At 65.5% G+C, this 18878-nt stretch carries 21 protein-coding genes and 1 tRNA gene; 12 read left to right on the top strand and 10 right to left on the bottom strand.

The window, feature by feature from the left end:
* Positions 1-311 precede the first annotated feature (311 nt).
* From FK527_RS07250 to FK527_RS07240, 3 genes are all read left to right on the top strand, one after another.
* Positions 312-929 (top strand): hypothetical protein, encoded by a 618-nt coding sequence (locus FK527_RS07250; protein ID WP_144731767.1) that lies wholly within the window; start codon positions 312-314, stop codon positions 927-929.
* 259 nt (positions 930-1188) lie between these two features.
* Complete coding sequence (locus tag FK527_RS07245; protein WP_246072705.1) at positions 1189-2391, top strand: pirin family protein; 1203 nt, start codon at positions 1189-1191, stop codon at positions 2389-2391.
* Positions 2392-2587: 196 nt separating this feature from the next.
* On the top strand, positions 2588-3058 hold the full coding sequence (locus tag FK527_RS07240) for an FKBP-type peptidyl-prolyl cis-trans isomerase (protein WP_144731764.1): 471 nt from the start codon (positions 2588-2590) through the stop codon (positions 3056-3058).
* A gap of 93 nt (positions 3059-3151) precedes the next feature.
* Here FK527_RS07240 and FK527_RS07235 read toward each other — a convergent pair whose 3' ends face one another.
* Together FK527_RS07235 and FK527_RS07230 are read right to left on the bottom strand one after the other, a co-directional pair.
* Entirely contained in the window at positions 3152-4528 is a 1377-nt protein-coding gene (locus tag FK527_RS07235; RefSeq protein ID WP_144731761.1) for an AmpG family muropeptide MFS transporter, read from the bottom strand.
* Positions 4529-4561: 33 nt separating this feature from the next.
* The gene (locus FK527_RS07230) at positions 4562-5197 is read right to left on the bottom strand and encodes an NAD(P)H-dependent oxidoreductase (RefSeq protein ID WP_144731758.1); all 636 of its coding nucleotides are present in this window, start codon (positions 5195-5197) and stop codon (positions 4562-4564) included.
* A gap of 147 nt (positions 5198-5344) precedes the next feature.
* Between FK527_RS07230 and FK527_RS07225 the strand changes: the two genes are divergently transcribed.
* Complete coding sequence (locus FK527_RS07225) at positions 5345-5947, top strand: anti-sigma factor (protein ID WP_186298403.1); 603 nt, start codon at positions 5345-5347, stop codon at positions 5945-5947.
* Positions 5948-5963: 16 nt separating this feature from the next.
* On the opposite strand, the gene FK527_RS07220 is transcribed toward FK527_RS07225, so the two are convergent.
* Positions 5964-6311 (bottom strand): DUF3579 domain-containing protein, encoded by a 348-nt coding sequence (locus FK527_RS07220; RefSeq protein ID WP_144731752.1) that lies wholly within the window; start codon positions 6309-6311, stop codon positions 5964-5966.
* 186 nt (positions 6312-6497) lie between these two features.
* On the opposite strand from FK527_RS07220, the gene FK527_RS07215 reads away from it, so the two are divergent.
* The 3 genes from FK527_RS07215 to FK527_RS07205 all read left to right on the top strand — a co-directional run bounded on the left by FK527_RS07215 (position 6498) and on the right by FK527_RS07205 (position 9301).
* Complete coding sequence (locus FK527_RS07215; protein WP_144731749.1) at positions 6498-7694, top strand: aspartate aminotransferase family protein; 1197 nt, start codon at positions 6498-6500, stop codon at positions 7692-7694.
* 33 nt (positions 7695-7727) lie between these two features.
* A complete protein-coding gene (gene argF, locus FK527_RS07210; RefSeq protein WP_144732052.1) occupies positions 7728-8675 on the top strand; it encodes an ornithine carbamoyltransferase in 948 nt (315 codons plus the stop codon).
* A 71-nt stretch (positions 8676-8746) separates the two neighbouring features.
* A complete protein-coding gene (locus tag FK527_RS07205; RefSeq protein WP_144731746.1) occupies positions 8747-9301 on the top strand; it encodes a c-type cytochrome in 555 nt (184 codons plus the stop codon).
* 98 nt (positions 9302-9399) lie between these two features.
* Here FK527_RS07205 and FK527_RS07200 read toward each other — a convergent pair whose 3' ends face one another.
* Entirely contained in the window at positions 9400-10110 is a 711-nt protein-coding gene (locus tag FK527_RS07200; RefSeq protein WP_144731743.1) for a DUF2946 family protein, read from the bottom strand.
* An 89-nt stretch (positions 10111-10199) separates the two neighbouring features.
* On the opposite strand from FK527_RS07200, the gene FK527_RS07195 reads away from it, so the two are divergent.
* From FK527_RS07195 to FK527_RS07185, 3 genes are read left to right on the top strand one after another with little or no spacing between them, the layout of a single operon-like run.
* Positions 10200-10793 carry a LemA family protein gene (locus FK527_RS07195; protein WP_144731740.1) on the top strand — a complete coding sequence of 198 codons (594 nt, stop codon included), beginning with the start codon at positions 10200-10202 and terminating at the stop codon, positions 10791-10793.
* Positions 10794-10809: 16 nt separating this feature from the next.
* The gene (locus FK527_RS07190) at positions 10810-11715 is read left to right on the top strand and encodes a TPM domain-containing protein (RefSeq protein ID WP_144731737.1); all 906 of its coding nucleotides are present in this window, start codon (positions 10810-10812) and stop codon (positions 11713-11715) included.
* Positions 11716-11717: 2 nt separating this feature from the next.
* A complete protein-coding gene (locus FK527_RS07185) occupies positions 11718-12242 on the top strand; it encodes a TPM domain-containing protein (RefSeq protein ID WP_144731734.1) in 525 nt (174 codons plus the stop codon).
* A gap of 250 nt (positions 12243-12492) precedes the next feature.
* Here the strand turns inward: FK527_RS07185 and FK527_RS07180 are convergent, their stop codons facing one another.
* A complete protein-coding gene (locus tag FK527_RS07180; RefSeq protein WP_144731731.1) occupies positions 12493-13557 on the bottom strand; it encodes a homocysteine S-methyltransferase family protein in 1065 nt (354 codons plus the stop codon).
* A 117-nt stretch (positions 13558-13674) separates the two neighbouring features.
* Here FK527_RS07180 and FK527_RS07175 point away from each other — a divergent pair, with 117 nt between their 5' ends.
* Both FK527_RS07175 and FK527_RS07170 read left to right on the top strand, forming a co-directional pair.
* Positions 13675-14169, top strand: coding sequence for a flavodoxin family protein (locus tag FK527_RS07175; RefSeq protein ID WP_144731727.1), 495 nt, complete (start codon positions 13675-13677; stop codon positions 14167-14169).
* A 63-nt stretch (positions 14170-14232) separates the two neighbouring features.
* On the top strand, positions 14233-15105 hold the full coding sequence (locus tag FK527_RS07170; protein WP_144731724.1) for a M48 family metallopeptidase: 873 nt from the start codon (positions 14233-14235) through the stop codon (positions 15103-15105).
* 28 nt (positions 15106-15133) lie between these two features.
* Here the strand turns inward: FK527_RS07170 and FK527_RS07165 are convergent, their stop codons facing one another.
* The 5 genes from FK527_RS07165 to FK527_RS07145 all read right to left on the bottom strand — a co-directional run bounded on the left by FK527_RS07165 (position 15134) and on the right by FK527_RS07145 (position 18787).
* On the bottom strand, positions 15134-16261 hold the full coding sequence (locus FK527_RS07165) for a 3-deoxy-7-phosphoheptulonate synthase (protein WP_144731721.1): 1128 nt from the start codon (positions 16259-16261) through the stop codon (positions 15134-15136).
* Positions 16262-16719: 458 nt separating this feature from the next.
* On the bottom strand, positions 16720-17145 hold the full coding sequence (locus tag FK527_RS07160) for a barstar family protein (RefSeq protein WP_144731719.1): 426 nt from the start codon (positions 17143-17145) through the stop codon (positions 16720-16722).
* Between the two features lie 124 nt (positions 17146-17269).
* Entirely contained in the window at positions 17270-17674 is a 405-nt protein-coding gene (locus tag FK527_RS07155; RefSeq protein WP_425460421.1) for a ribonuclease, read from the bottom strand.
* Positions 17675-17960: 286 nt separating this feature from the next.
* Positions 17961-18036: transfer RNA gene (locus tag FK527_RS07150), tRNA-Phe, on the bottom strand.
* A gap of 118 nt (positions 18037-18154) precedes the next feature.
* Positions 18155-18787, bottom strand: a complete 633-nt coding sequence (locus tag FK527_RS07145; RefSeq protein WP_144731713.1) for a MarC family protein — start codon at positions 18785-18787, stop codon at positions 18155-18157.
* Positions 18788-18878: the final 91 nt, after the last annotated feature.

Genomic DNA, 18878 nt, shown 5'->3' with positions numbered 1-18878 from the left:
GGGCGCAGGTTGGAGAAGCGCAAATACCCAGAATGATTCTTTATCGATAGCAAAAAACGGAAGACAGTCAAGCGCTACATGCCAGTTTGATTCCTGCTGGCGGGTTGGCGGTGCAGGCAAAGCGCCGCTGCGCCGGCAGGCACGAAGAGCCTGCCCCATGCGCAGCAACCAAATGAGCCGCAGCGCGCCACACCGCCCCACGTCCTGGCCCAGGCGCAAGGCCGGCGATCCACCCGTTCGGACTATCGCTTTTCGTGTTGCACGCCGTTACAGTCGATTCCACTGTAAATGTGAAAGAGACGGAGTTCGCCATGCAAGCCATTTTTCGCCCTCTGTGCGCCGCCATGCTGCTGTCTGCTGCGGCTGTAAGTCATGCCGCTACGTGGACACAGCCTACGATTTCGGGTGGCAACAGTTTCGCGGTCACTTATAAAAATAAGACCACCAACCTGACCGTAAGCCCTGGCGGCCTGAGCACCGGCGATGTTCGGTACTACGACGGCAACCTGACGCCGCAAAATCCGGACGCTATCTTGGGCTACGTCGCCACCCAGTTCAGCGTGGCTCCAGCTACCTTGAGCTTGGCTGCATACTGCAATTCTGATAGCACGAACTGCAGTGATGCAAGTGTTTCGGGGCCAGCGAAAGGAGCGGCGGGTGTCTATTCCTTGACCACCACCAGTGCGTTCGACTACCTGGCGGTGCACCTTGGTGGTGGTGAGTTGCTCTTTCACTGGGCCATCCCTACCAAAAGCTTCACGATCAGCGGTCTGACGGGTGGTGCCTTGAGCGACTACCGCGCCTATTCCAGTGTGAATGCCGTTCCTTTGCCCGGTGCGGCTTTGCTCTTCCTCTCCGCCCTGGGCTTGGGTGGCGCTGCGCGCCGCATGCGCAAGCCGTCGGGGGCAGAGGCTGCCGCTGCGGCTTGACGGATTCGCCGCGCGGGGGGTGCTGCGGCGCTCTGCGCAGAGGCGCCGGTACGGAGTGGGGGCGAGGGAGTAGGGTGTGCTTCCTCGCCCTTGCGCTTTTGGGGGCGCGGGCGCGTAGCCGGGCGATGCCTCGTCACCGACCCGGCCGCTGTGCGCGCGCCATAGAGCCATAGGCGCAGCGGCGCGGCTTGGCCACAAGGCGCCAAAGGCCAAAGTGATCTGCAATCATGCGGGTCTCTGACTCCTTGCGAAGCCTGCCATGTCCCCCATCCTGCAAACCCAGCCGCTGGGCCCGCTGTGGCCCACCATCGATCCGTTCCTGTTCTGCGCGCACCACGACGACGCCTACCCGCCGGGCAACGGCGCCTTCGGGCCAGCGGCGGCGCTTGGCGGGCGGCAGCTCGGCAACGACTTCAGCCGCCAGGACGGCTGGAGCATGTACCACGGCAGCAGCGTGCCGGGCTTTCCCGCGCACCCACACCGCGGCTTCGAGACGGTGTCTATCGTGCGCCGCGGCTTCGTGGACCATGCCGATTCGCTAGGAGCCCGTCGGGCTTTGGGCGTCGAAAGCGAGAATGCGCCCCAGCGAGGTCAGTTTTTGCCGGAATCGCCGCCCCATAGTGCTGCTATGGGGCAAGAAGACGGTAAAAAATGGGCCGCTGCGGCGCATTCGCAGCCGACGACTCCAAAGTCCGACAGGCTCCCTGGCGCGGCCGCGCGCTTTGGCGCGGGCGACGTGCAGTGGCTCACGGCGGGGCGCGGCATCGTGCACTCAGAGATGTTTCCGCTGCTCGATACGAACGCGCCCAACCCGCTGGAGCTGCTGCAAATTTGGCTCAATCTGCCCGCGCGCCAGAAGATGGCGGCGCCACACTTCACCATGTTCTGGCGCGAGCGCATCCCGCAGCTTGTGCAGCGCGACGCGCAGGGCCGCACGAGCACGGTCACGCTGATCGCGGGTGCGCTGCCGGGTGCACCGCAGGGTGTGGCCGATCCGCTGCCGCCACCGCCCGAATCCTGGGCCGCGCAGCCGGAGGCCGAGGTGGCGATCTGGACGCTGCAGCTCGCGCCCGGCGCGCAGTGGCTGCTGCCCGCGGCGCGGCACGCGCAGACGCGGCGCATGCTCTACTTTTTTGCGGGCGAGCGCCTGCGCATCGGGCCGCAGGAAGTGCAGGCACACGCCGCGCTCGAGCTGCGCGCAGGGCAGGATGTGCTGCTTGCCAACACGGGCGCATCGACGGTCGAATGCCTGCTGCTGCAGGGCCGGCCGATCGGCGAGCCCGTGGCGCAGTACGGGCCCTTCGTGATGAACACGAGCGCCGAAATCCACCAGGCCTTGGAGGACTACCGGCGCACCCAATTCGGCGGCTGGCCCTGGCCCACGAGCGCGCCCGTGCACGGCGCGCAGGCGCGGCGCTTTGCGCGCCACCCTGGGGCGCAGGCGGACAGCCTGCCGGGTTGAGGTTTGCACGGCAATGCTGGGCAGCGCAGGTAGCGCCGGGCAGCGGGTTGCGCTGGGATGCAAGCGGCGTGCGGCGCGTGCGTGAACACTTCCACCGCCCCATCGATCACCCCATCAGCCAGGGCCTTCACCGACAATGCGCCTTCCGGCCAGCGCGCTGCGCCGGGCATCCATCGTTCATCTGCTTTTCCATCCGATGCAAGTCACGCAAAACACCGCCGTCACACTGAACTACCGCATCACCAGCTTGCAGGGCCAGCCGCTCGATGCGGGCACGCTGGCCTATCTGCACGGCGGCTACGGCAACCTGTTCCCCAAGGTCGAAGCGGCGCTCGAAGGCCAGAGCGTGGGCTTCACGACCACCATCGAGCTCAGCCCCGAAGAGGCTTTCGGCCTGCGCGACGAGCGCCTGGTGCGCACCATCCCCAAGGCTGAATTCCCGCCCGGCGTGAAAGTGGGCGGCCAGCTCGAAGGCTTGAGCGACGCGGGCGAGCGCCAGCTGTTCCACGTGGTCAAAATCAAAGGCCCCGTGGTGCACCTCGACGGCAACCACCCGCTCGCAGGCCAGGCGCTGCGCTTTGCCTGCAAGGTCACCGCCGTGCGCCCCGCCACGCCCGAAGAGATCGCGCACCGCCATGTGCATGGCGCGCATGGGCATGCGCATTGAGACTGTTCGATTGCTGCTAAGAATGTAGCTGCTTGTGCTTATTCATCAATCGCTGCAAGCCATTTGTACCCTTCAAATGGCGGGCGCAAAGGTTCACTCCGGGCGGCTGAAGCGCGCCGCCAGCCACACCAGCAACAGCACGGGCACGCCCAGCAGCGCCGTGGCGGTGAAAAACTGCGCGTAGCCGAAAGCGTCCACATAGCGCCCCGAAAAGCCCGCGACGAACTTGGGCAGCAGCAGCATGATGGAGCTGAACAGCGCGTACTGCGTGGCCGAATAGCGCAGGTTGGTCAGGCCCGACAGGTAGGCGACGAAAGCCGAAGACGCGACGCCGCCCGCGAGGTTGTCGGCCGAGACCACGGCCACGAGCGCGCGCAGGTCGTGCCCGTGGCCAGCCAGCCAGGCGAACAGCAGGTTGCTGCCCGCGCTCAGCACCGCGCCCAGCATGAGCACGCGCATCACGCCCAGGCGCAGGGCCAGCGCGCCGCCAATGAAGGCGCCCAGCAGCGTCATTGCCACGCCATAGACCTTGGTGACGGCGGCGACCTCGTCCTTGCTGAAGCCCAGATCGACGTAAAACGGGTTGGCCATGATGCCCATGACCACGTCGCTGATGCGATAGACGGCGATCAGCGCGAGGATCAGGCCCGCCTGCCAGTGGTAGCGGCGCCAGAAGTCGGCAAAGGGCTCAACCACCGCGCCGCGCAGCCAGGCAGAGAGCTTTTGCACGGGTGCGAGTGCGAGCGGCGCGGGCTCGGGCGAGAGCAGCACCGTGAGCATGCCCAGCGCCATGGACGCCGCCATCACCAGGTAGGCCGTGCACCAGGCGCCATGGTCGTAGCCTGCCGCGCCTTGGGCCAGCGCTGCGCCGGCTGCACTGGCCGCATCGGCTTGCGCGCGCGCCGCGATCCAGAGCACGCCCGCGCCGGCCCAGATCATTGCGAGGCGGTAACCCGTCTGGTAGGCCGCGGCGAGCACGCCCTGCACGCGCGCGTCGGCCGATTCGATGCGAAAGGCGTCGAGTGCGATGTCCTGCGTGGCCGAGCCCCAGGCCACGGCGAGTGCGCAGCCCACGATGGGGCCGAGCGCCTGGCGCGGATCGGCAAACGCCATGCCCACGAGGCCCACCACCACCACGGCCTGCGCGAACAGCAACCAACTGCGCCGCCGCCCGAGCCAGCGCGTGAGCAGCGGCAGCGGCAGCCGATCCACGAGCGGCGCCCAGAGCCACTTGAAGCCGTAGGCCAGACCCACCCAGCTCAGGTAGCCTATGGTGCTGCGGTCTATGCCGGCCTCGCGCAGCCGAAAGCTCAGCGTGCCCAGCACCAGCAGCAGCGGCAGGCCCGCCGCAAAGCCCAGCGCCAGCATGCGCAAGCTGGCTGGCTCGAGATAGATGAGCAGCGTTTGCCGCCAGGAGGGGCGCGGGGGAGGTGCTGCGGAATCAGACATGGCAGGGGCGGATTTTTGCATGCGCGCTGCTGCCACCCTGCGCCGCGCCGCCGCTCACTCCACCCAGGAGATGAACTCTTCGTGCGGACGGCGCACTTTTTTGAGCGCCACCAGCCAGTCGTTGGCCGCATCGCGGTAGCCCAGCGGCATGATGGCCACGCTGCGCAGGCCGCGTGCGCGCAGGTTCAGCAAGGCGTCGAGCGCGTCGGCATCGAAGCCCTCCATGGGCGTGCTGTCCACTTCTTCGAACGCCGCCGCGACCAGCGCCACGCCCAGGCCAATGTAAGCCTGGCGCGCCGCATGCTGGAAGTTGACTTCGGCGCCGCGCTGCGGATAGCGCGCGAGCAGCATCTGGCGGTAGGCCTCCCAGCCTTCGTTCTTGCCACCGCGCTCGGCGTTGGTGTGGTCGAACACGGCATTGATGCGCGCGGCGGTGTAGTCGTCCCAGGCGGCAAACACCAGCAGGTGCGAGCCGTCGCCGATCTGCGTCTGGCCGTTGGCGATGGCCTGGATTTTTTCGCGCAGTTGCGCGTTCGTCACCACGATGACCTCGAACGGCTGCAGCCCGCTGGAGGTGGGCGCCAGACGCACGGCCTCCAGAATGCGCTCGACCTTTTCCTTGGGCACTTTTTTCGTCGGGTCCATTTTTTTCGTGGCGTAGCGCCATTGCAAGCGTTCGATCAAGTCCATGGGAACTCCTTCAGTGAGAAAATATTTGTAGCAGCACACGCACGGTCTGTCATGTTTGGCGGCCGCTTTGCCATTGTGCGCCAGCGGGCCGGTTCTTGCCGCGGGCATACTTCAGTGGATTGCACCACGCTTTTTTGCACTCGCGTCATGACAGATTCCCCCGCACCACCGCCCGCCGGCGCGCACCCCGAAACGGCGGCGGCGCCCTTCGGCCCGTCGTCACCTTCGACCTCCTCATCGTCCTCGTCGTCCTCATCACTTTCACGCCGTGTGAGCCCCTGGTGGCGTGCGCTCAGCATCGCGCTGCTGCTCGTGCTTGCACTCGGTTGGGCCACGAGTGTGAGCCTGTACGAGCAGCTCAAGGCGCAAGTCCGCCACTTGCAGGCCAAGATCGTGGCGCTGCCGCAGGTGCACTACCTGGCCGTGCTCGTCGATGGCCAGCAGCGCCCGGCCCTGCTCGTCACCTACGACCCCAAGGCCGAGGCGTTGCAGGTGCAGCGCCTCAACGCCGTGCGCGAAGGGCCCGAAGACAGCATGCAGCTGTGGGCGCTGGACGGCAAAAATCCGCCGCGCTCGCTGGGCCTGGTGCTGAGCAAGTACCAGACACTGCAAATCCCCGTGCAGCCGCAGGCGCTGCAAGGCGCGGTGGAGCTTGCCGTGAGCGTGGAAGACAAGGGTGGCGTGTCCGACCGCCAGGGGCCGCGCCTGCCGTATCTGTTTCGCGGCTGGTGGATTCAGAAGGCGATCTGATCAGCCGGCGGGGGCTTCACGGCTTCTTTGCGCCGGGCGGGTCGGCCGGTTTTTCCACTGCATCCGGCAGCAGACAGCCTTCGCGCACTTGGAGCTGGTTGTCGTGCGCAAAATTCAGCACGAAATTCCAGGCCATGGGCTCGTGCTCGCGCAGTTCGCTGTTCACGACCACGCATTTCACACCGTCGAGCATGGTCGGGATGCACCAGGGGGAATAGCTCAGGTGGCTGCCCGGTGCGGCGCCGCCGGGGCGGAACTGGCTCATCACCCCTGCCAGGCGCTCGGCCCAGTCGCTGGGGCGAAAGGTCTTTCCTTCCTGGGTGATGCCCAGGATGAAGACTTCTTTGGCGGCAGGGGAAACCATCAGGGTTGGATTGGTCAGCGGCAAAACACAGGCAGGATCGCTGCATGCTGCACCGCAGCGAAGATTCTAACTCTTATATAAGAGCTGTCATTTCAGGCTGGCTAGAATCGTTGCCTTCCAGCCCGCCCACTATGGTGTCGCATGCCATGGGCAGCCGTCTTTACCGCACCGCCAGGAGATTCGCGCATGACCGCTTTCATCGAGGCCGCATCGCCCCACGTGATGAACACCTATGGGCGCCTGCCCATCGCGCTCTCGCACGGCCAGGGCTGCCGCGTGTGGGACGTGAACGGCAAGGAATACCTCGACGCGCTCGCGGGCATCGCGGTCAACACGCTGGGCCACAACCACCCCAGGCTCGTGCCGGCGCTGCAGGAGCAGCTGGGCAAACTGATCCACACCTCCAACTACTACCACGTGCCGCTGCAAGAGGCGCTGGCAGCCAAACTCACCGAGCACGCGGGCATGAGCAACGTGTTCTTCTGCAATTCGGGCCTGGAGGCGAACGAGGCCGCGCTCAAGATCGCGCGCAAGTTCGGCCACGACAAAGGCATAGAGCGGCCCGAAATCGTGGTGTATGAAAAAGCCTTCCACGGCCGCTCGATCGCCACGCTCTCGGCCACGGGCAACCCCAAGGTGCAGGCCGGTTTCGGCCCGCTGGTCGAAGGCTTCATCCGCGTGCCGCTCAACGACATCGCCGCGCTCGAACGCGCCACCGCAGGCAACCCCAACGTGGTCGCGGTGTTCCTCGAAACCATCCAGGGCGAAGGCGGCATCCACCCCATGCGCATCGAATACCTGCAGCAGCTGCGCCGCCTGTGCGACGCGCGCGACTGGCTGCTCATGACCGACGAGGTGCAATGCGGCATGGGCCGCACGGGCAAGTGGTTTGCGCACCAGTGGGCGGGCATAGTGCCCGACGTGATGCCGCTGGCCAAGGGCCTGGGCTCGGGCGTGCCCGTGGGCGCGGTGGTGGCCGGCCCCAGGGCCGCGAACGTGCTGCAGCCTGGCAACCACGGCAGCACCTTCGGCGGCAACCCGCTGGCCATGCGCGCGGGCCTGGAAACCATTCGCATCATGGAAGAAGACGGCCTGCTCGAGAACGCCGCGCGCGTGGGTGCACACCTCAAGGCCGGGCTGGAGCAAGCGCTCGGCAGCCTGCCGGGCGTCAAGGAAGTGCGTGGCCAGGGTCTGATGCTGGGCGTGGAGCTCGCCAAGCCCTGCGGCGCGCTGCTGCAGCGCGCGGCCGACGCGGGCCTGTTGATCAGCGTGACGGCAGAGAGCGTGATCCGCATCGTGCCGCCGCTGATCCTCAGCGCCGCCGAGGCCGACGAGATCGTCGCGCGCCTCACGCCGCTGGTGCAAGCCTTCCTGGCCGAATGAGCCGAACCCTGCGAGAGCCCCATGACAGCCCCGATGAAGCATTACCTGCAATTCACCGACTTCACTGCCGACGAGTACGCCTACCTCTTGCGCCGCGCCGCGCTCATCAAAAAGAAGTTCAAGGCCTACGAAAAGCACCACCCGCTCGTCGATCGCACGCTCGCGATGATTTTCGAAAAAGCCAGCACGCGCACGCGCGTGAGCTTCGAGGCCGGCATGTACCAGCTCGGCGGCTCGGTGGTGCACCTGACCACGGGCGACAGCCAGCTCGGCCGCGCCGAGCCGATCGAGGACACGGCGCGCGTCATCAGCCGCATGGTCGATCTGGTGATGATCCGCACCTTCGAGCAGACCAAGATCGAGCGCTTTGCCGCGCACTCGCGCGTGCCCGTAATCAACGGCCTGACCAACGAATACCACCCCTGCCAAATCCTGGCCGACCTGTTCACCTTCATCGAGCACCGCAGTACGCCGGGGCAGACGTCCCCGACCGATTGCCTCAAAGGCATCACCGTGGCCTGGGTGGGCGACGGCAACAACATGGCCAACACCTGGCTGCAGGCCGCGTCGCTCTTGGGCTTCAGGGTGCACGTGAGCACGCCGCGCGGCTACGAAATAGATGCCAAAATGGCCTCCAGCGCAGGTGGAATCAGCGCTGGCAGCTATCAATTCTTCAGTGATCCGCATGAGGCTTGCAAGGGCGCCGACCTCGTCACCACAGACGTCTGGACCAGCATGGGCTACGAGGCCGAGAACGCGGCGCGCCAAAAAGCCTTTGCCAACTGGTGCGTAACGCCCGCGATGATGGCCGCCGCCAGGCCCGACGCCTTGTTCATGCACTGCCTGCCCGCGCACCGCGGCGAAGAAGTCGCCGCCGAAGTGATAGACGGCCCGCAGTCGGTCGTCTGGGACGAGGCGGAAAACCGCCTGCATGTGCAAAAGGCGCTCATGGAGTACCTGCTGCTCGGCAGCGTGGCCTGATGCCGCTGCCGACAACACGCAAACATATAATCAAAAGTCAAATTCACCACCAACTACCACCCCATCCTCCCATGAGCGACACCCATACCGAAGAAGCCCACACGGGCCCGATCAAGACGCCCAAGCAATTGCTGGTGACGAGCATTCTGGCCTTCGTCGTGCCGGTTTTCATCATCATCGGTCTGGTCATCTATGTGAGCTCCGGCAACAAGCCCGCTGCCGGCGCCGACAATCTGGAAAAGGCCGTTGCGGCCCGCATTCAGAAGGTAGGCTCGGTGGAAATACGCGATGCCAACCGTCCGCTGCGCAGCGGTGAGGATGTGTATAAGGCCCAGTGCTCTGCATGCCACGCCGCGGGTGTGGCCGGTGCGCCCAAGTTTGGCGACGCCGCAGCGTGGGCACCGCGCATCCAGACGGGGTTCGACGCGCTGGTGCAGTCCGCCATGAAGGGTAAGAACGCCATGCCGCCGCAAAGCGGTGGCGACTTCAACGACACCGAAATTGCACGCGGGGTGGCCTACATGGCAAACGCCGCGGGCGCCAAGTTCACCGAACCGGCCGCGCCTGCCGCCGCCGCTTCGGATGCCGCAGCCGGTGAGCCGGCCGCCGCGGCAAGCGCGAACTGATCGCCTCCAGGTTTTCCCATCCTGCCGCCCTTGTCCTCTGCCGCCACGGCAGATGCAAGGGCGTGTTTTTTCGCGCGACAGGTGCTGGGGCTACAGGTTCATCCCCGCTGCGGGCCCGCTTGCAGGTGCCGCGCCAACGGGCTGAGCACATAGCCATAGCGCGCGGGCAGCTCGGCCTGGCGCAGCGCCTGCGGCGTCCAAAGGCCCAGTTCCACGGCCTGCGCCGCCTGCACAATGTCCAGGCTGTGCACGATGCCAAAACCCAGGAGCCTGTCGGGGTTTGGCATCGTCGGCTGCGAATGCGCCGCAGCGGCCCATTTTTTACCGGCTTCTTGCCCCATAGTCCCGCTATGGGGCGGCGAATCCGGCAAAAACTGGCCTCGCCGGGGCGCCTTCTCGCTTTCGACGCCCAAAGCCCGACAGGCTCCCATATCACACGCCAGGTACAGCCGCCCCGACTCGTCCAGCACGCATTCGCGCACCACGGCGGCGCGGCCCGTGTGCGCGACCACGCTGAAGTCTTCCGCCACGCGCCACACCAGCGGCGCGCACTCGAGCTCGACGAACACGCGCTGCGGGCCATTCTGAAAGAACCACTGGCCGGCTTCGTCGGGCTCGTAGTTGCGGTGGATGAATTCGATCAGTTTTTCGTGCGTCAACAGTGCGCCGCGGCTTTGCGGAAATGGCCCTGCGGCCTGCGCAGCCTCGTCGCGCAGATACCAGCGGCCGCGCGCGTCCAGCCCCAGCCAACCGTAGCAGGCGGGCACGCTGGGCCACTTGGCCATGGCTTGTTTCACGATGTCGTCCATGCGGGGCATTGTGCCGCATGGGGCATGGCCTCGTGAAGCGTGCGCATGGGGCAGAATGCGCGCAGTTTTCTCTGCGGGAGTTTCCAACCATGAAACGTTTTTTGCTTCTCATCGCCACGGCGCTGCTGCTCACGGGCTGCGGCTACAACGACTTCCAACGCCTCGATGAACAATCCAAGGCCGCCTGGAGCGAGGTGCTCAACCAGTACCAGCGCCGCGCCGACCTCGTGCCCAACATCGTCGCCACCGTGAAGGGCGAGGCGAATTTCGAGCAGGAGACGCTCACGCGCGTGGTCGAGGCGCGCGCCAAGGCCACCTCGATCCAGGTCACGCCCGATACGCTCAACGACCCCGAGGCCTTCGCCAAGTTCCAGCAGGCGCAAAACGAGCTCTCGGGTGCGCTCTCGCGCCTGATGGCGGTGTCGGAACGCTACCCCACGCTGCAGGCGAACCAGGCCTTCCGCGACCTGCGCGTGACGCTGGAAGGCACGGAAAACCGCATCGCCGTGGCGCGCAACCGCTACATCCAGACCGTGCAGGAATACAACGTGCTCGCGCGCAGCTTCCCGTCCAACCTCACGGCCATGGCCTTCGGCTACAAGCCCAAGCCGGTTTTCAGCGTGGCCAACGAGGCGCAGATCGCCGTGCCGCCCAAGGTCGATTTTTCCGCGTCTAAGCCTTGACGGCTTGCAGCGTTTTATGCCGTTTGTGAAGGCGTGGCGTGCACTGGTAGCTACTTTTATAGTAGTTCTGTGTGCGCTCGCCGTGCTCGCCGTGCCCGCGCAGGCGCAGGACTTGCGCCCCGTGCCCGCGCTCACGGCGCACGTGATCGACCAGACGGGCACGCTGAGTGTGGCCGATCGGCAGGCGCTCGAGCAGCAGCTCGCGGCGCTCGAAAAGGCGCATGGTTCGCAGGTGGTGGTGCTGCTGGTGCCGACCACGGCGCCCGAAGACATCGCGAGCTTTGCCAACCGCGTCGGCAACAGCTGGAAGATAGGCCGCCGCGGTGTGGGTGACGGCGTGCTCATCGTCGTGGCCAAGGACGACCGGCGCATGCGCATCGAGGTCGCCAAGGCGCTCGAAGGCGCCATCCCCGACATCGCGGCCGCGCGCATCATCGACACGCGCATGAAACCGCGCTTTCGCACGGGCGACTACGCGGGCGGCCTACAGGCCGCGGTACAGGAGATCGCGGCGCGCATCGCGGGCGAGCCCTTGCCCGCGCCCGCGCAGGAGGGTGGGCAGGAAGGCGCACAAGGCGGCGCGGGGCTCGATGGGGGCAGCTTGCTCGTGCTGCTTTTTGTGCTTGTCAGCGTGGGCGGGGGTGTGCTGCGTGCACTTTTCGGCACCACGCTGGGCGCTGTGCTGACGGGCGCAGCCGCGGGCGTGCTCATGTTTTGGTTCTCCGCCAGTCTGCTGCTCGCCGTGGTGGTGGCCGTGCTGGGGTTTTTCTTTGCACTGGCCCTGGCCGCCCGCGGCGGCATCACGCTCGGGCCGCCCGGGGGCGGCTGGGGTGGCGGCGGCTGGGGTGGCGGGTCGGGCGGTGGCTTCAGCTCTGGCGGCGGGGGCGACTTCGGCGGCGGCGGGGCTTCGGGGGATTGGTGAACATGCAGTCATTTTTCCGCGCCTGCAAGGCATTGCTCCGGCTGCTGCGCCATCGCTGGTACGAGGGCGAGGTGCATCGCATCTTCCCCGAAAAGCTGCTGCAAGACTTGGCCGCGCGCGTGCAAGCGAGCGAGCGCAAGCACACCGGGCAGATCCGCATCGCCATTGAAGGCGGCCTGCCCTGGAGCTACCTGCGCCGCGCCGCGCCGCCGCGCGAGCGTGCCGTGATGCTGTTCGGCAAGCTGCGCGTGTGGGACACCGAGCACAACAACGGCGTGCTCATCTACCTGCTGCTTGCAGAACGCGCGATCGAAATCGTGGCTGACCGCGGGCTCGCGCGGCGCGTGCCGGCGCAGCAGTGGCAGGACATCGTCGCGCGCATGGCAGCGACCTTCCGCGCGGGGCATTGGGAGCAAGGCCTTGCGCTGGCCATAGATGAAGTGCAAGCGCTGCTCGTGCAGCATTTCCCTGCACAGGCCGGCGCGGCGCACGGCAATGAATTGCCTGACAGTCCCGTGATCGTCTGACGAACAGGCAAGGCAATGCTCCCGAACAAGGAGCTACTTGCGCTTGTCCTATCTGCGCAAAGCGGCAAAAACGCCTCAACCCAGATTGTTCATTAGGACGGGGGATGATCCTTCCCCGTCATTGCGAGGGCCGAAGGCCCGCGGCAATCCACAGGGCCTTCGCCACAGCGCCTGCTGGTGCGGCAAAGGACGGGGCTGGATTGCCGCGCCCCTGCGGGGCTCGCAATGACGGGTTTCTTTGCAGCGGGCCTCAAGCCGCCGCCGGATAGAACATGCGGCGCGTGGGCACCTGGGCCACGGAATGCGCGATCGCCCGGATGTGCTCGGGCGTGGTGCCGCAGCAGCCGCCCACGATGTTCACCAGGCCCTCGGCGGCAAACTCGTGCAGCAGGCGGCTCGTGACCTCGGGCGTCTCGTCGAAGCCCGTGTCGCTCATGGGGTTAGGCAGGCCGGCGTTGGGGTAGCAGCTGATGAAGGTGTCGGGCGCGGCGCGCGCCAGCTCCTGGATGTAGGGGCGCATGAGCGCGGCGCCGAGCGCGCAGTTCAGCCCCACGGCGAGCGGGCGCGCGTGGCGCACGCTGTACCAGAACGCGGTCACGGTCTGCCCGCTCAAAAGCCGCCCCGAGGCGTCCGTGACCGTGCCGCTCACGATGATGGGCAGGCATTCTCCGCTCGCCTCGAAAAACTCGTCGATCGCAAACAGCGCCGCCTTGGCGTTGAGCGTGTCGAAAATCGTCTCGACCAGCAACAGATCGGCGCCACCCTCGACCAGCGCCTGCACCTGCGCGTAGTAGGCAGCGCGCAGCTGCTCGAAATCGACATTGCGCGCCGCCGGGTCGTTCACGTCGGGGCTGATGCTCGCCGTCTTGGGCGTGGGGCCGAGCGCGCCCGCGACGAAGCGCGGGTGTTCGGGCGTGCTGAACTGGTCGCAGGCGGCGCGCGCGATCTGCGCCGAGCGCAGGTTCATCTCGTACGCGAGATGCGCCATGCCATAGTCTTCCTGCGCGATCGAGGTCGCGCCGAAGGTGTTGGTTTCGACCATGTCCGCGCCCGCCGCGAGGTAACGTGCGTGGATGTCGCGGATCACGTCGGGCCGGGTCAGGCTGAGCAGCTCGTTGTTGCCCTTGACCTCGCGCGGAAAATCCATGAAGCGCGCGCCCGCGCCGTCGGGGCCATCATAGCCCGCGCCGCGGTACTGCGCTTCGCTCAGGCGAAAACGCTGGATCATGGTGCCCATGGCGCCGTCGAGGATGGCGATGCGTTGGGCCAGAATGGCTGGAAGCTGCTGGGCGCGGGTGTAACGAATTTGTGGCATGCGCCGATTGTAGAAAGGGTGCGCCTGCAAATGTATGCTGCAGATGTTGTGCGGCAATCTGAGATCATGGCCGCCCTGCCCAGCAAACCTCCCGTTCATCAGCCCGCCCGCTGCACCATGTCCAAAACCCTGTTGGCCGTTTACCACTCCATGACCGGCGGCACGCGCCAGATGGTCGAGGCTGCCTGCGAAGGCGCGCGCGCGGCGGCGCAGCTCCAGGTGCGGCTGCTGCACGCGGCCACGGCGCAGGCGCAGGATGTCTTGCAGGCCGACGGATTCCTCTTCGCCACGCCCGAAAACCTGGCCGCGATGAGCGGCCAGCTCAAGGATTTTTTTGACCGCTGCTATTACCCCGCCTTGGACCGCATCACCGGGCGGCCCTACGCCCTGCTGGTGTGCGCTGGCAGCGACGGCAGCAACGCGGTGCGGCAAGTGCAGCGCATCGCAACGGGCTGGCGCCTGAACGCCGTGGCCGATCCCCTCATTGTCTGCACGCACGCGCAAACGCCCGAGGCGATTCTGGCGCCCAAACAGCTGCGCGCACCCGACCTCGTGCGCTGCCACGAACTGGGCGCCACCCTGGCCTGCGGTCTGGAACTGGGGATATTTTGAGCTCGCCGGCGGTGACACTATGGCGCGCCGAAAGCCCGGGTTCTCCCCTATGATGATTGCCCTATGTGCCTGCTTTGCAACGCCTTTCGTTTCGCCCCTTCCGCCCCTTCCGCTCCCTGGTCGGCGCGGCGCGCGTTCGTGCTTGCTTCTGCCGCGGCAGCGGCGGCGCCCGCGCTGGCGCAGATCGACGTGGGGCCGCCTTCGGGCATGCGCGCACTGGTGCCTGCCGAGGCGCTCGAGTCCGCAGCCACCCAGCAATACAGCGAACTGCTCGCGCAGGCACGCGCCAAGCGTGCCCTCGCGCCGGACAACCACCCGCAGCTGCTGCGCCTGCGCGCGATCGCGCGGCGCCTGATCCCGTTCGCGCCGCAGTGGAATCCACGCGCGGCGCAGTGGCGCTGGGAGGTCAATCTGATCGGCAGCAAGCAGATCAACGCTTTTTGCATGCCGGGCGGCAAGATCGCATTCTTCACGGGCATCCTGGACCAGCTGCGGCTCACCGACGACGAGGCCGCCATGGTCATGGGCCACGAAATGGCGCACGCGCTGCGCGAGCACGCACGTGCGCAGCTTGCCAAGACCCGCGCCACCAGCATAGGCCTCACGCTCGGGGCGCAATTGCTTGGCCTGGGCGAATTGGGCAATACCGTGGCCGACCTGGGCACCAAGCTGCTCTCGCTCAAGTTCAGCCGCGCCGATGAATCCGAGGCCGACCTCGTCGGGCTGGAGCTGGGCGCGCGCGCCGGCTACGACCCGCACGCCGCCGTGACCCTGTGGCAGAAGATGAACCAAGTGTCCGCGAGCGCGGGCGGTTTGGAGTTTCTTTCCACGCACCCGAGCGGCCCGGAGCGCATCCAGACGCTGGAGCAGAACGTGCCGCGCGTCGAAGGGCTTTACCTCGGCGCGCGTGCTGGGGCTGCCGCCCCGCAACGCTGACGCGCGCTTTGCCCGGCAGGCCCGCTGTTCAACGTGCGCGGCGCGCCACCACGGCAGCCGAGAGCTCGGCGAGCGCGTGCAGCGAATCGTCCCAGCCCAGGCAGGCGTCGGTGATGCTCTTGCCGTACTCGAGCTTCGCGGGGTCGTCCTTGCCGGGCGTGAACTTTTGCGCGCCCGCGCACAAGTGGCTTTCGATCATCAGGCCGAACACCTTGTGCGAGCCGCCCGCGATCTGTGCGGCCACGTCGCGCGCGACGTCGAGCTGGCGCTCGTGCTGCTTGCTGCTGTTGGCGTGGCTGCAATCGACCATCAGGCTGGGGTTGAGCTTGGTCGCCTCGAGCTCCTTGCACGCCGCGGTGACGCTGGCTGCGTCGTAATTGGGCGCCTTGCCGCCGCGCAGGATCACGTGGCAGTCCTTGTTGCCCTTGGTCGTCACGATGGCGACCTGGCCGTTCTTGTGCACCGACAGAAAATGGTGCGGGCGGCCTGCGGACTGGATGGCGTCGGTGGCGATGCGGATGTTGCCGTCGGTGCCGTTCTTGAAGCCGATCGGCGCCGACAAGCCGGAGGCGAGCTCGCGGTGCACCTGGCTTTCGGTGGTACGAGCGCCGATCGCGCCCCAGGAGATCAGGTCGCCGATGTATTGCGGCGAAATCACGTCGAGGAACTCGCTGCCCGCGGGCATGCCCAGGCGGTTGATCTCTATGAGCAGCTGGCGCGCGATGCGCAGGCCCTCGTCGATGCGGTAGCTCTCGTCGAGGTAAGGGTCGTTGATCAGGCCCTTCCAGCCCACGGTGGTGCGCGGCTTTTCGAAATACACGCGCATCACAATCTCCAGCGTGTCGGCATATTGCGTGCGCGCCGCCATGAGGCGCCGCGCGTAGTCGATCGCCGCAGCCGGGTCGTGGATGGAGCAAGGGCCTATGACCACCAGCAAGCGGTCGTCCTTGCCGTGCATGATGCGGTGGATGGTTTTGCGCGTGTGGCTCACCAACTTTTCCACGGCCGTGCCGCGGATCGGGAAAAAGCGGATCAAATGTTCGGGCGGAGGCAGCACGGTGATGTCCTCTATGCGTTCGTCGTCGGTCAGGCTGGTCTTTTCAGCGCCGCGGTACCAGGCATCGCCGGTGGGAGTGGCATGGGTTTGGGCAGTCATCGTGTCTTTCCTTTGGAAGAAGGTGCGTAAGAAAAACTTGGGGCGAAAAAAAACCGCCAGCGAGTGCTGGCGGTTGATCGGAATTCGGTACGTTTTTTGCGGGTACGTTCAGAACTCTCTTCCGCCAGCGGCGCATGAGAACCAAAAATAGCCAAAAAAGTAGCAACGGATCGAAACCATGGCTGCAATATAGCACAGTGCCCATGCGCGATCATGGTGCCTCGAAGTGAAAAAGCCCACCTCGGCGAGGCAGGCTTCTTCAGGGGCGAGGGGCAGCCGTCAAGCCGCATCCACCCAGTAGCGCACGTTGAATGGGCTGCTCATGCGCAATGCGAGCGGGGAAACATCGACGAGTCTGTCGGTAGGCGGCTGCTCCGACATTGGTGCATCGAGCACAATATCCTGTGCCCCTGTAGCCGTGCTCGCCCGTTCTGCCTGGCCAATGGATGCAGAACGGGCTACAGAAAAGAATAGAAGCAGCGGAATGGAATTTTGCGGTCAGCCCAGTATTCGGCGGCGTCACGGAAAATGTCGAGCAGTTGCTCGCGTGCTTCTTTGTCGAATTTGGGCGTGGCCGGAATCTGCTCGAGCACCACGACGAACCCGGGTTGCGGGCCCGACTTGTGCAAGGGGTCGGTCATGCTGTCGTACAAGGCGTCAAAATTTTTCCCGACATGGGCCGGAAAAGTGAATTGACTGGCGATCAGGTCCAATATGTCCTGCTTGGTCTGCGCATGCGCGAGGTTGGCGTACAGAAAGTGATGCCCCAGAGTCTTGGCAGCCTCCTGCAAATCGGGCACACGAAACGCGCGTATGGACTGAACAATATTGGCGCGCACATTGCGCAAAGGTATTTCCTGGTCTTTTTGAAGTGGCGACTGCATTTGCGCTACTCTTTCTTCCTGAAATTCACAAACTACGGGCATAAGACGAAACAAAATGCGGCATTAACTTCATGCCGAAAAAATGGCAATCTCAACCTTTGCACCACCGTCAGAAAAAACGCTGCTACTCAACGATACGGCGAAAACTCGTGTAGTGATCGCTGGTGTAATAGCAGACGTCCGGAACTTGCGGCTTGCCGCCGCATACGATGCGGCGCATGCCTCTGTCGCGGGAGCCTGGGGTGGTAACGGTATATTCACGGTAATAGCCGCGCTTGTGCAGAGGCAGCAGCCTCTCACGATTGCCGAATACGGTGCCATCCTTTTCATACGGAAACGGGCCGCCGGCGAAAATCAAGGCGTAAGTCGCGCGCGCTTCAGGGGGCAATTCGGCCAGCCTCACCGCAGCGATGCCTCGCCCAGGCGCCTCGCCCCGCCCCAGTGCTGCCCACGGCACCAGCAAGAGCGCCAGTGCCAAGAGCCATGCGAATCCTGCTTGCGGCCCTGCGACCAGCGCTTTGCGCATCAAAGACACCTCTCGAAAACCACGGCCTCACCCGAAATCGAAGCGCGCAAGTGTGGCGCAAGTGCGCGCAAAAAGCAAGCAAAAACCCTGACTGGTGCTGCCCGTGCCGTTCGGGGTGCGGGTCAAAATGCCGTCGTCCGGCTGCGGCATCAGGCTTTGTGTGGGAAGCCGCGCAGACCCAAAGAACGGAGGAATGCAACAGCCAGCTTTTTTGAGGGTGAAACAGCCTTGGCGACCTGTGTGAGAGGCGCAGAAATGCAAAATCCCTGACAAGCAGGGATTTGAATATTGGTGGCCTGGGGCGGAATCGAACCACCGACACAAGGATTTTCAGTCCTCTGCTCTACCAACTGAGCTACCGGGCCTAAGCCGCGCATTGTAACCCAAATTTCGCCCCGAAATTGCAAAATCTCTTGTCACGCGCGTCACCGGCGGCCTTGCCTGCCAGGCGCGGAGGGCGCATGCTCCATGCCGAGTGGGCGTTCAGCCGAGCAAGCCGGGGAACAGCTTGCCCAAGCCTTCGGCCATGACCTCGACGGCCAGGGCCGCGAGAATCAGGCCCATGAGGCGCGTCATCACGTTGATGCCGGTCTTGCCCAGCACGCGCGCGATGGGGTCGGCAAGGGCAAAGCACAGCGCCGTGGCAAGCGCGATCACGAGGCCGTAGCCCAGCAGCGCCACGTGCTGCCACAGGGTGTGCGCACGGTCGGCATAGATCACCACGGTGGACATGGTGGCCGGGCCCGTGAGCAAGGGGATGGTCAGCGGCACGACGGCGATGCTTGCGCCTGAGGCGGCTTTTTCGGCGCCTTCTTCCATTTCGTGCGTGTGTGCCTTGGCTTCGGCGGGCTGGGCGTTGAGCATGTTCATCGCGCTGATGAGCAGCAGCATGCCGCCGCCGACCTGAAAGCTCTGCAGCGAGATGTTGAAGAACGCCAGAATCTGCAGCCCCAGCAGCGCACAGGCCGCGATCACACAAAACACGGTAAATGATGCGGTGCGTACCGTCGCGCGCCGCTGTGCGGGCGAGAACCCTTGCGTGTAGTGGATAAAAAACGGCACGATGGCCAGCGGGTTCACGATGGCCAGCAGGGTGATCAGCGGCTTGAGGTCCATGCACCAGGCTCCATGGCGGCTATCGTAACCATGCTTGCGCGCAGTTTCGGGGATTTTTGCGTGTGTGTTTTGCCCCGGTCGCAGTCTGCTG

It is taken from the genome of Extensimonas perlucida, assembly GCF_007655255.1.
GTDB lineage: Bacteria > Pseudomonadota > Gammaproteobacteria > Burkholderiales > Burkholderiaceae_C > Extensimonas > Extensimonas perlucida.
This window is presented reverse-complemented; position numbering and strand designations above follow the sequence as displayed.

Coding starts and splice junctions, on each gene's coding strand:
- FK527_RS07175 (WP_144731727.1), top strand. CDS start 13,675: ATGTCCAAAACCCTGTTGGCCGTTTACCACTCCATGACCGGCGGCACG.
- FK527_RS07160 (WP_144731719.1), bottom strand. CDS start 17,145: ATGCAGTCGCCACTTCAAAAAGACCAGGAAATACCTTTGCGCAATGTG.
- FK527_RS07190 (WP_144731737.1), top strand. CDS start 10,810: ATGCCGTTTGTGAAGGCGTGGCGTGCACTGGTAGCTACTTTTATAGTA.
- FK527_RS07165 (WP_144731721.1), bottom strand. CDS start 16,261: ATGACTGCCCAAACCCATGCCACTCCCACCGGCGATGCCTGGTACCGC.
- FK527_RS07200 (WP_144731743.1), bottom strand. CDS start 10,110: ATGGACGACATCGTGAAACAAGCCATGGCCAAGTGGCCCAGCGTGCCC.
- FK527_RS07220 (WP_144731752.1), bottom strand. CDS start 6,311: ATGGTTTCCCCTGCCGCCAAAGAAGTCTTCATCCTGGGCATCACCCAG.
- FK527_RS07195 (WP_144731740.1), top strand. CDS start 10,200: ATGAAACGTTTTTTGCTTCTCATCGCCACGGCGCTGCTGCTCACGGGC.
- FK527_RS07145 (WP_144731713.1), bottom strand. CDS start 18,787: ATGGACCTCAAGCCGCTGATCACCCTGCTGGCCATCGTGAACCCGCTG.
- FK527_RS07230 (WP_144731758.1), bottom strand. CDS start 5,197: ATGGACTTGATCGAACGCTTGCAATGGCGCTACGCCACGAAAAAAATG.
- FK527_RS07240 (WP_144731764.1), top strand. CDS start 2,588: ATGCAAGTCACGCAAAACACCGCCGTCACACTGAACTACCGCATCACC.
- FK527_RS07180 (WP_144731731.1), bottom strand. CDS start 13,557: ATGCCACAAATTCGTTACACCCGCGCCCAGCAGCTTCCAGCCATTCTG.
- argF (WP_144732052.1), top strand. CDS start 7,728: ATGAAGCATTACCTGCAATTCACCGACTTCACTGCCGACGAGTACGCC.
- FK527_RS07250 (WP_144731767.1), top strand. CDS start 312: ATGCAAGCCATTTTTCGCCCTCTGTGCGCCGCCATGCTGCTGTCTGCT.
- FK527_RS07225 (WP_186298403.1), top strand. CDS start 5,345: ATGACAGATTCCCCCGCACCACCGCCCGCCGGCGCGCACCCCGAAACG.
- FK527_RS07170 (WP_144731724.1), top strand. CDS start 14,233: ATGTGCCTGCTTTGCAACGCCTTTCGTTTCGCCCCTTCCGCCCCTTCC.
- FK527_RS07235 (WP_144731761.1), bottom strand. CDS start 4,528: ATGCAAAAATCCGCCCCTGCCATGTCTGATTCCGCAGCACCTCCCCCG.
- FK527_RS07205 (WP_144731746.1), top strand. CDS start 8,747: ATGAGCGACACCCATACCGAAGAAGCCCACACGGGCCCGATCAAGACG.
- FK527_RS07185 (WP_144731734.1), top strand. CDS start 11,718: ATGCAGTCATTTTTCCGCGCCTGCAAGGCATTGCTCCGGCTGCTGCGC.
- FK527_RS07245 (WP_246072705.1), top strand. CDS start 1,189: ATGTCCCCCATCCTGCAAACCCAGCCGCTGGGCCCGCTGTGGCCCACC.
- FK527_RS07215 (WP_144731749.1), top strand. CDS start 6,498: ATGACCGCTTTCATCGAGGCCGCATCGCCCCACGTGATGAACACCTAT.